The sequence below is a fragment of the Kocuria atrinae C3-8 genome (genome assembly GCF_000286355.1).
Lineage (GTDB): Bacteria > Actinomycetota > Actinomycetes > Actinomycetales > Micrococcaceae > Kocuria > Kocuria atrinae_A.
Genome location: NZ_AJXN01000005.1, coordinates 1 through 9802 on the forward strand (window position 1 = coordinate 1; position 9802 = coordinate 9802).

Here is a 9802-nt window from a genome sequence, read left to right on the forward strand (position 1 = left end):
CTCATCGGTGGATCAAGGCTTAGACAGACATATGACATGCCGCAGGGGCGTGGGGATGAGTTCCCCGCGCCCTGTGGCATGATCTGTATCACTGACACGGGGTGCCGCACGAGCGGCTGAGATGACACCCGTTGAACCTGATCTAGCTCGTACTAGCGAAGGGAATGTCGTGACTACTGCGCATTCTGATTCTTTGACCGTGCCCCGCGTGCTCTCGATTGCCGGAACCGATCCCACGGGTGGCGCCGGCCAAGCCGCTGATCTGAAATCCATTGCCGCGATGGGCGGCTACGGGATGAACGTGATCACCGCGGTGGTCGCCCAGAACACGACCGGGGTGATCGACATTCACACGCCGCCCGTCGAAATCCTCCGGGCCCAACTCGAGGCCGTGAGTTCCGATGTCACGCTGGACGCCGTCAAGGTGGGCATGCTCGGTTCGGTCGACGTGATCGAAACCGTGCGGGATTGGCTTGCAGAGGTGAAGCCTCCCGTGACCGTGGTGGACCCCGTGATGGTGGCGACCGCCGGCGGTCGGTTATTGAAGGCGGAAGCGGAAACAGCACTGATGTCGTTGTTGCCCCTGGCCGACCTGATCACTCCGAACCTGCCCGAACTTGCGGTGCTGGCCGATGCGCCCACGGCAACCACGTGGGACGAAGCGCTCGAGCAGGGACGTTCGGTGGCCGAGCGGTTCGGGGCGCGCATCCTGGTCAAGGGCGGCCACCTGCCGGGTTCCCGGACGCCGGATGCACTTCTCGAACCGGGTCGCACCGAGCCGGTGGTGACCTTCGACGATCCCCGGGTGGAGACCTCCAATACGCACGGCACCGGATGCTCACTGTCCTCCGCCATTGCCACGCTCATCGCGCGCACGGGGGACTGGGCTGGTGCCGTGGGTGCTGCTCGCACATGGTTGCGCGGAGCCCTCGAGCACGCTGACAGCCTCAACGTGGGGCACGGCAACGGGCCCGTGCACCACTTCCACCATGTGCAGTCTGTGTTGGAGCACGGGGAGTCCAGCGAACGCTTCACCGACGCGCTGTGGCGCGACTGCGCGGGTGTGCGCCGGGAGATCAACGAATTGGAGTTCATCGCTCAGCTGGCGGACGGTTCCCTGCCTCCGAGACGTTCGAGTGGTACATGGACCAGGACATGCAGTACCTGGACGTGTACTCCCGTGCCTGGCGGCGTTGGCTGCGGCGGCACCGGAGGAGACCGAACGAGAGTTCTTCGCCGGGGGAGCGGCGGAGGTCGTCACCGTGGAGTCCGCTCTTCACCGGGCGCGGCTGGGCGAGTCAGAACCCCTTCCGCCTTCAGAAGTGACCCGCACCTACACGGACTTCCTGTTGGCAGCCACGGGCAGTGAGCCCTACGCGGTGGGCGCTGCCGCGGTGCTGCCGTGCTACTGGCTCTACGCGGCAGTGGGAAGCGCGCTCACGGAGAAGGCCCGGGACGCTGGACTGGACCCGCACCCGTACGGGGACTGGTTGGCCACCTATGACGCGCCGGACTTCCAACTGGCTACCGAACGAGCTCGCGATATCGTGGATCGCGCCGCCAAGACCGCGGACCCAGCCACCCGGAAACGGATGCGGGACGCCTTCATGCGCGCGTGCGAATTGGAACTGCGGTTCTTCGCCGAGCCCGTTCGACGCGCCGGGGCACGCTCGTTTGCCGTAGCTTCCACGCATCGGGTAGTCTAGATTTTCGGTGCCGGGTACCAACGTGTGTGTGGACAGTTAAATCCACCGCGTCAGGCGGCACATTCGGGTTCACCTCCTGTTCGATGCGAAAGCCACGCGAGGCGCGGTCAGTTCTGACCGCCGCGACGTGATGTCTCGACATTCGTGGTCCTCCAGGTGTGTTCCCGTCCTTACACGTAGTCCATAGATGTCGAGAGAAGTGAGTTCCCAAGTGGTGTACGCGATTGTCCGCGCAGGCGGCCGCCAGGAGAAGGTTTCCGTTGGAGACCTCGTGACCCTTGACCGCGTCGCCGGCGAGGCAGGCAGCACCATTCAGCTTCCTGCGCTGCTGCTGGTCGATGGGGACAAGGTCACCTCCGATGCCAAGACCCTGGCCAACGTCAAGGTCACTGCCGAGATCATTGAAGACCTTCGCGGTCCCAAGATCTCGATCATGAAGTACAAGAACAAGACCGGGTACAAGAAGCGTCAGGCTTCCGCGCCGAGCTGACGACCGTCAAGGTCACCGGCATCGACGCCTGAGTCACCCCGTCCCGTCAATTTTTATACGAAGGTAGGCACACACCATGGCACATAAGAAGGCGCGAGCTCCACTCGCAACGGTCGTGACTCGAACGCTCAGTACCTGGGCGTGAAGCGTTTTGGCGGTCAGACCGTCAGCGCCGGTGAGATCCTGGTTCGCCAGCGCGGCACCCACTTCCACCCGGGCCTGAACGTCGGCCGCGGCAAGGACGACACCCTGTTCGCCCTGTCCGCCGGTGCTGTCGAGTTCGGCACCCGCCGGGGTCGTCGCGTGGTCAACATCCAGACCGCCGAGTAATTATCTTTCGGACCCCAGGGTCCACCCGCTGTCCGCCGGTCTCCGGCGGGTGGCGACCACTAAAGGTGGGCGCGAAATGCGCTCACCCTTTAGTCTTTACAACTAGAGGTGTTCGCTGCGCACTTGCGGCAGCGTAGGCACTGAGGACTTTAAGGAGCCCCGTGGCCAGTTTTGTCGATCGAGTCATCGTGCACGCTACTGGCGGCAATGGCGGTCACGGTTGCGTGTCCATTCGCCGTGAGAAGTTCAAGCCGCTCGGTGGACCCGACGGTGGCAACGGTGGAGACGGCGGTTCCGTGATTCTTCGCGTGGACGGCCAGTCCACTACGCTGCTGGGTTTCCACCACTCGCCGCACCAGAAGGCTCCCAACGGAGAGCCGGGTAAGGGTGATCTTCGCCACGGATTCAAGGGTCAAGATTTGATTCTGTCCGTCCCCGATGGAACGGTTGTGAAAGATCGCCAGGGGAACGTGCTGGCGGATCTGCTGGGCGAAGGCACCGAGTACGTGATCGCCAGCGGCGGCCACGGCGGCCTGGGAAACGCAGCACTGGCATCCCAGAAGCGCAAGGCTCCCGGTTTCGCACTGCTGGGTACCCCCGGTGCGGAACAAGAAGTCGAACTCGAGCTGAAATCCATTGCGGACATCGCTCTGGTGGGCTTCCCGTCCGCGGGCAAATCCAGTTTGATCGCGGCCATGAGCGCGGCCCGTCCCAAAATCGCGGATTACCCCTTCACCACTCTGGTTCCCAACCTGGGTGTGGTGCAGGCCGGTGACACGCGATTCACCGTGGCGGACGTTCCCGGTCTGATTCCCGGAGCCTCGCAGGGCAAGGGATTGGGACTGGAGTTCCTGCGCCACGTGGAGCGTTGCGCCGCACTGGTGCACGTGATCGACTGCGCGACCCTGGAACCCGGGCGTGACCCGCTCACCGACCTGGACGCGTTGGAGGCCGAACTGGCCCACTACGCACACGACATTCAGGACGACGCTCAGGACACGGTGCCGTTGACGGAGCGCCCCCGCATGGTGGTGCTCAACAAGATCGACGTGCCGGAGGCCCGTGAACTGGCGGACTTCATCCGCCCGGATCTCGAGAAGCGCGGTTACCGCGTGTTCGAGGTGTCCACGGCATCCCACGAGGGATTGCGGCAGCTGGGCTTCGCCATGGCGGAGCTCGTGGCCGAGTCCCGTGCGGAGAACGCACCGGAGGAAGCCGAAGAGCAGACCCGCGTGGTGCGGCCGGAGCCGGTGCGCAAGCGCCGCGGTGAGCACCGCAAGGGCTTCACCATCTCCCGTGATGACCGCGGGGGAGAGCCCATGTGCACGTGCGTGGCGAGAAGCCCGAGCGTTGGGTGCAACAGACAGATTTCAACAATGACGAAGCCGTGGGTTATCTCGCGGACCGCTTCGCCAAGCTGGGTGTCGAGGACGAACTGTTCCGATCCGGCGCCCGTCCCGGTGACGCGGTGTTGATTGGCCCCGAAGACAATGGCGTGGTCTTCGATTGGGAACCCACCATGGTGGGAGGCGCGGAGCTGTTGGGCGGCCCGCGCGGTACGGACTTGCGGTTGGACGAAACGAACCGTCCTACGCGTCGTGAAAAGCGCGAACAGTTCTACGACCGCATGGACGCCAAGGCCGAGGCTCGCGCCGAGCTCGAGGCCGAACGCAAGGCAGGTGTCTGGACCGAGTCAGTGGACCAGGCACGCAGCCGCCAAACTGATCAGCGTCGAAAGGATCTCCCCGAGCATGAGTGAAAAAACGACCACCGAAAAGATTGACGTCGCAGCTGTCGAACAGGATGCGGCCAAGTCGGCTATGCAGCTGAGCACGGAGAACCGCGGCAAGAACCGCCGCTCTCCGATCACCGAACGCGCCAGCTGCCCCAGGCACGACGCGTGGTAGTCAAGGTGGGATCGTCTTCGCTGACCTCAGTCGAGACTCCATCGACGAGAACGCACTCCGCAGCATTGTGGATGCTCTCGGCGGTGCGAAGGCTCGCGGCACGGACGTCATCTTCGTCTCCTCGGGTGCGATCACCGCCGGCCTGTCCCCGTTGGGTCTGGCCAAGCGCCCCAAGGATCTCTCCACCAAGCAGGCTGCGGCCTCCGTGGGGCAGGGACTGTTGATCTCGCGCTACACCGACTACTTCGCCCGCTACGGCATCACCGTGGGCCAGGTTCTGGTGACCGCCGAGGACCTCATGCGTCACTCGCAGTACAAGAACGCGCACCGTCAGATCGAGCGTCTGCTGGACCTGGGCATCCTGCCCATCGTCAACGAGAACGACGCCGTGGCCACCCACGAGATCAAGTTCGGCGACAACGACCGCATCGCAGCGCTCGTGGCGCACCTGATCAAGGCTGACGCGCTCTTGCTGCTCTCCGACGTGGACGCGCTTTACACCAAGCCTCCGAAGGACGGCGGCGAACGCATCGCACGCATCGACGATCCGATCGCGGATCTCGAAGGCGTGGAGATCGGTTCCGTGGGTCGCGTGGGCGTGGGCTCCGGCGGCATGGTGACCAAGGTGCAGGCGGCGCGCATCGCCGCGGCGTCGGGCATTCCCGCCCTGGTGACCTCGGCGGCAACATCGAGCAGGCCCTGGCGGGCGAGGACGTGGGCACCTGGTTCTCCACCACCGGTGTCGCCGCAATGTGCGTCTGTTGTGGCTGGCGCACCTGGCCGACATCAAGGGCACGCTGACCCTCGACGACGGCGCCGTGGAGGCTATTCGCGGTCGTCGCTCCTTGCTGGCGGCCGGCGTCAACGACGTGAGCGGCAAGTTCACCGCGGGAGATCCCGTGTCCATGGTGGACAAGGACGGCAACGAGGTTGCTCATGGCCTGATCAACTACGGCTCCGACGAAGTGCCCGGCATGCTGGGCAAGCGCACGGACGAGCTGGGCGACGAGTTCGGTGAAGAATTCGCCCGCGAGCTCATCCACGTGGACAACTTGGTGACGCTGCGTCCGCGCTCTGCCAAGACCAAGCTCAAGCAGAGCCCCGCAAAGTAACTCACGCACGAATTTACGAGAAGTACGCTTATTGAGGCGCCTCCCAAGGGCGCCACACCGACCAACATCCAGGAGGACTCTTGGCCGAGAAGAACACTTCAGTACTGACCGCGCAGGAAACGTTTGGCGAGGACCCCGTGGTGGGCGTCGGCCTCATGGCCGACGACGCTCGCCAGGCCGCACGTGGGCTCGCACGAGCACCGCGTGCGTGGAAGGACCGCGCGTTGCTGCTCATGGCACAGCGCATCGAAGAACGATCCGACGTCATCCTCGAGGCGAACGGCAAGGATCTGGAGCGCGGACGTCAGAACGACATCTCGCCGGCGCTGCTGGACCGGCTCAAGCTCGACCCTGCCCGGATCAAGGGACTGGCCGAAGCGCTTCGTGAGCTGGCCGCACTGCCGGATCCGGTGGGTACCGTTGTGCGCGGCCAGACCCTGGCTAACGGCCTGCGCCTGCGTCAGATTCGCGTGCCCATCGGCGTGGTGGGTGTGATCTACGAAGCTCGCCCCAACGTGACCGTGGATATCGCGGGCATCGCCGTGAAGTCCGGTAACGCTGCCATGCTGCGCGGCGGTTCCGCCGCACTGGAATCCAACCGCGCACTCGTGGGTATCCTGCGTGACGCTCTCGCGGATGCCAAGCTGCCCGTGGACTGCGTCCAGACCGTGGACGACTACGGTCGCGACGGCGCCAACGCCTGATGGGTGCCCGCGGCAAGGTGGACGTGTTGGTCCCCCGCGGTGGTCGCGGACTGATCCAGTCCGTGGTCAAGAACGCCACCGTGCCCGTCATTGAGACCGGTGAGGGCAACGTGCACGTATTCATCGACGAATCGGCAGATCCGCAGATGGCCGAGAAGATCGCGGTGAATTCCAAAACACACCGCACCTCGGCGTGCAACTCCGCGGAGACCCTGCTGCTGCACTCCAAGTCGACGGCGGGCAAGCAGGTCTTGGCCGCTCTCGACAAGGCTGGTGTGAAATTGCACGTGGATGAGCGAGCGGCAGAACTGCTGCCCCCGGGTTCGGACCACTTGCAGGCCACCGAAGAGGACTGGGCTACCGAGTACCTGGGTATGGAAATGGCCGTCAAGGTCGTGGATTCCCTGGACGAGGCTCTCGACCACATCGTCAAATACTCCACCGGCCACACCGAGTCCATCGTGACCAACAACCTGGCCAACGCGGAGCGCTTCACGGCGGAGAACGACTCGGCGGCCGTGATGGTCAACGCGTCCACGCGGTTCACCGACGGTGGCGAGTTCGGACTGGGCGCAGAGGTGGGAATTTCCACCCAAAAGATGCACGCCCGCGGTCCCATGGGCTTGGAAGAACTGACCACCACCAAGTGGGTTGTCCAAGGTGACGGCCACGTGCGCTCCTGACAAGTACCATGTAACCAACCGCCTCCGGGCGGATCGCACTGTTGACACCGGAACCGCCCGGTAGCAGAAGGGAAACCGCACAGACATGTTGCACCTGTTGAACAACGCCGCTCTGGTCGCCGAAGAAGGCGGACACCACGTGGTGAACGAACTGCCCATCCCCACGGAGATGTTCGGCGTGATCGCGTTCATCTTGTTCATCCTCATGCTGATCGCAACGGTTTCCTTCTCATCCCGTGGAAAGAGCCCGGAGATCGGCGAGTACGAGGACCCGTCGGAACTGCCCGCCAACGAGCGTGCAATGATCAACGACCTCAACTCGCCGCGTCACCACTGAGTCGTCGGTAGTACTAACTGCGTGAATCCGAACGATTCTTCAGCCGTGGCTGAAGGCACCGAACTGCACATCCCACCGCGCCAGCCGGGTAAAACCCGGCTGGGCGTGATGGGTGGCACTTTTGACCCCATTCACCACGGCCACCTTGTGGCGGCCTCCGAGGTCGCCTCGGTCTTCGACCTGGACGAAGTGGTTTTCGTTCCCACTGGTCAACCGTGGCAGAAGGCCGGCAAGCAGGTGTCGGACGCCGAGCACCGCTATCTGATGACGGTAGTTGCTACGGCGTCCAACCCGCGCTTCACGGTGTCCCGTGTGGACATCGACCGTGAGGGTCCCACCTACACCATTGACACGCTGCGGGACCTGTCGCGGCTGCGCCCCGATGCGCAGTTGTTCTTCATCACCGGTGCGGATGTCATGGGGGAGATCCTTACCTGGAAGGGTACGGACGAGCTCTGGGACCTGGCGCACTTCGTGGGTGTCACCCGTCCCGGACACGAGCTCGCTGCACCCGTGGGGTCATCCAGCGTTTCCCTGCTGAATGTTCCAGCCATGGCGATTTCTTCCACGGATTGTCGTGCACGAGTCGAAGAGGGCAAACCCGTCTGGTACCTCGTGCCGGACGGTGTGGTCCAGTACATCAATAAATACGGTCTCTATGTTCAGGACGAGAACACATCGACCACCTCCCTGGCGATCACCGAACGTAATGCCGAGAGTGGACAGCAGGAAACCAGCAGGAGCATGTCGTGAGTGAGCCCCGTTCCGAGAAGAACAAGCCCGAGACTCCCGGGGATCCGCAGGAACCGGTCTCGTCCGGATCCGCGAACTCCGAGTCCACCCAGGATGAGGGCGGAAACAAAGTCGCACCCTGGACCTCCGACATTCCCCAGGTGCCCGGTCCCGCACCCATGATCGAGTTGGACAGCCTGTGGACTCGGGGCCGGTCAAGCCGCTGGGCCCGCGTCGTCTGGCCAGGCTCCAGCGCGAAATGGCCGCTCACGCCAAGGAGATCCAGGAAGCCGAACAGGCCAACAGCGGTGAAGTGGACCAAGATCTGCTGATGAAGCAGCAACGGTTCGCGGAACTGGCGATGCGTGCCGCTGCGGCGAATGAACAGGACCGCAAGGACGCTGAAGCTGCCCTGCGAGCCGCTGAAGCCGAAACCAGTGGCGGTGCCGAAACAGGATCCGTCGAGGCAGCTGAACAGGACACCATCACGGTTTCGTTCCCTCAGTCCACGCCCATGGGCTCTTCCTTGGCCGCGGATCCCTTGACGGTGGACCCCGGACAGTTCCCGAGCTCGCCGATCGTCCCGACTTCTGGCCCGCATACCGTGTCGATCAATCTGGTTCCGGCGTCTCCCGCACGCGCGCAGACTACGACCGCAACGGCTTCCGAGAAATCGACCGCGACGGCGACCGAAGCGCAACCCGCCGGTCGGGACGAACCCGCACGAACGGCGTCGTCGTCCCAGGATCGCGCACCTGAAGCCGGACAGTCGACCGCAACCCCACGCGAGGCTGACGTCGAGGCGCCGCCCGTGGCGACTCCCGGCGCGCCCGAACCGATGCCCTCGGAACAGGTCAGTCCTCCGGGCACGCCCGTGCGCGCGGTGGACGCTCAGGGGCTGGAACTGCTCGACCCCAACGATTACAAGCAGAAATCGGGTGCGCTGGTCCCGCTGCTCGTGCTGTTGTTCCTGGTCATTGACGCACTCATCGCGGTGCTCATCATCTTTGTGCTCTAAATCTTTAGTCTCTGAAAGGACTCACCCCTCTGTGACTGCATTTCCCGAATCTGTCGAGATCATTCGCACTGCCGCCCTGGCCGCGGACGAGAAGAAGGCCGAGAACATCGTGGCGTTCGACGTCAGCGAATCCCTGGCGATCACGGACGCGTTCATGGTCGCGTCCGCCCCGAATGAACGACAGGTCTCCTCAGTGGTCGATGCCATTGAGGACAAGCTCATCCAGGAGCACAAGGTCAAGCCGCTGCGTCGCGAAGGCAGGGGAGAAGGCCGCTGGGTGCTGCTCGATTTCGGTGACATCGTGATCCACGTGCTTCACGACGAGGACCGCGCCTTCTACGCCCTGGAGCGACTCTGGGGCGACAGCCCCAAGATCTCGTTGAACCTTCCCGAGCAGGCGGCCACCACGAACGCCGACGCCGCTCCGGACACCTCCCACGCCGAATAACGGCCTGGTTTCCAGGCGGCCACGCGGGGGCAAACTCGATTTGCACGGCGGGTAAATGACTGTCTAGGATAAATGCGTTGCCCACGGGGAACGCCGCGGAAAACGTACGAACAACCGGCAACGGTTGGGTGTATGGACTGTGGTAAAGTCTTCGAGGTAATGCACGGGGCTATGGCGCAGCTGGTAGCGCACCTGCATGGCATGCAGGGGTCAGGGGTTCGAGTCCCCTTAGCTCCACAACTGAATATCGAGAAATGCCCCGCCTGTTGGCGGGGCATTTCTGTATATCTTGGTCGCGCTGGCTGGGGGACTCACGGGTTAAAGGCCAAAATGTG

General features: G+C 63.7%; 8 protein-coding genes, 1 tRNA gene, 5 pseudogenes and 1 riboswitch. All 14 genes and pseudogenes read left to right on the forward strand.

Translation table 11 applies throughout. The features are described 5' to 3' along the window. Positions 1 to 87 precede the first annotated feature (87 nt). Positions 88 to 182, forward strand: a riboswitch (TPP riboswitch). The 14 genes and pseudogenes from thiD to YO9_RS0100910 all read left to right on the forward strand — a co-directional run bounded on the left by thiD (position 170) and on the right by YO9_RS0100910 (position 9704). Beyond that, the gene (gene thiD, locus YO9_RS0100860; protein WP_317259696.1) at positions 170 to 1369 is read left to right on the forward strand and encodes a bifunctional hydroxymethylpyrimidine kinase/phosphomethylpyrimidine kinase; all 1200 of its coding nucleotides are present in this window, start codon (positions 170 to 172) and stop codon (positions 1367 to 1369) included. (Overlaps the previous riboswitch by 13 nt.) Continuing rightward, positions 1350 to 1706: a thiaminase II/PqqC family protein gene (locus tag YO9_RS20325; protein WP_016995783.1), complete on the forward strand. Its 357-nt coding sequence runs from the start codon at positions 1350 to 1352 to the stop codon at positions 1704 to 1706. Before thiD ends, YO9_RS20325 begins: the two co-directional genes overlap by 20 nt. Positions 1707 to 1917: 211 nt before the next feature. After that, positions 1918 to 2228, forward strand: a pseudogene (gene rplU, locus YO9_RS0100865) (50S ribosomal protein L21). Positions 2229 to 2272: 44 nt separating this feature from the next. Then, positions 2273 to 2526, forward strand: a pseudogene (rpmA, locus tag YO9_RS0100870) (50S ribosomal protein L27). A 161-nt stretch (positions 2527 to 2687) separates the two neighbouring features. Then, positions 2688 to 4285: pseudogene (gene obgE, locus YO9_RS0100875) on the forward strand (GTPase ObgE). Further along, positions 4278 to 4433, forward strand: a complete 156-nt coding sequence (locus YO9_RS16160; protein ID WP_016995786.1) for a hypothetical protein — start codon at positions 4278 to 4280, stop codon at positions 4431 to 4433. The pseudogene obgE and the gene YO9_RS16160 overlap by 8 nt, the downstream one beginning before the upstream one ends. Beyond that, positions 4409 to 5545 (forward strand): annotated as a pseudogene (proB, locus tag YO9_RS0100880) (glutamate 5-kinase). Before YO9_RS16160 ends, proB begins: the two are co-directional and overlap by 25 nt. A gap of 155 nt (positions 5546 to 5700) precedes the next feature. After that, positions 5701 to 6932 (forward strand): annotated as a pseudogene (locus YO9_RS0100885) (glutamate-5-semialdehyde dehydrogenase). Between the two features lie 85 nt (positions 6933 to 7017). Further along, entirely contained in the window at positions 7018 to 7269 is a 252-nt protein-coding gene (locus YO9_RS0100890) for a hypothetical protein (RefSeq protein ID WP_016995790.1), read from the forward strand. Positions 7270 to 7314: 45 nt separating this feature from the next. Then, the gene (gene nadD, locus YO9_RS0100895) at positions 7315 to 8022 is read left to right on the forward strand and encodes a nicotinate-nucleotide adenylyltransferase (RefSeq protein ID WP_223285912.1); all 708 of its coding nucleotides are present in this window, start codon (positions 7315 to 7317) and stop codon (positions 8020 to 8022) included. Beyond that, positions 8019 to 8333 carry a hypothetical protein gene (locus YO9_RS16165; protein ID WP_223285913.1) on the forward strand — a complete coding sequence of 105 codons (315 nt, stop codon included), beginning with the start codon at positions 8019 to 8021 and terminating at the stop codon, positions 8331 to 8333. Before nadD ends, YO9_RS16165 begins: the two co-directional genes overlap by 4 nt. Continuing rightward, positions 8261 to 9019 (forward strand): superantigen-like protein SSL4, encoded by a 759-nt coding sequence (locus YO9_RS0100900; RefSeq protein ID WP_223285914.1) that lies wholly within the window; start codon positions 8261 to 8263, stop codon positions 9017 to 9019. Before YO9_RS16165 ends, YO9_RS0100900 begins: the two co-directional genes overlap by 73 nt. Before the next feature lie 31 nt (positions 9020 to 9050). Continuing rightward, positions 9051 to 9467 (forward strand): ribosome silencing factor, encoded by a 417-nt coding sequence (gene rsfS, locus YO9_RS0100905; RefSeq protein ID WP_016995792.1) that lies wholly within the window; start codon positions 9051 to 9053, stop codon positions 9465 to 9467. A 165-nt stretch (positions 9468 to 9632) separates the two neighbouring features. Then, a tRNA-Ala gene (locus YO9_RS0100910) sits at positions 9633 to 9704 on the forward strand. The last annotated feature ends 98 nt before the right edge of the window (positions 9705 to 9802 follow it).

Bases quoted from the DNA above. Each gene is read 5' to 3' on its own strand.
- YO9_RS16160 (WP_016995786.1), top strand. From the start codon at position 4,278: ATGAGTGAAAAAACGACCACCGAAAAGATTGACGTCGCAGCTGTCGAA.
- YO9_RS0100890 (WP_016995790.1), top strand. From the start codon at position 7,018: ATGTTGCACCTGTTGAACAACGCCGCTCTGGTCGCCGAAGAAGGCGGA.
- YO9_RS0100900 (WP_223285914.1), top strand. From the start codon at position 8,261: ATGGCCGCTCACGCCAAGGAGATCCAGGAAGCCGAACAGGCCAACAGC.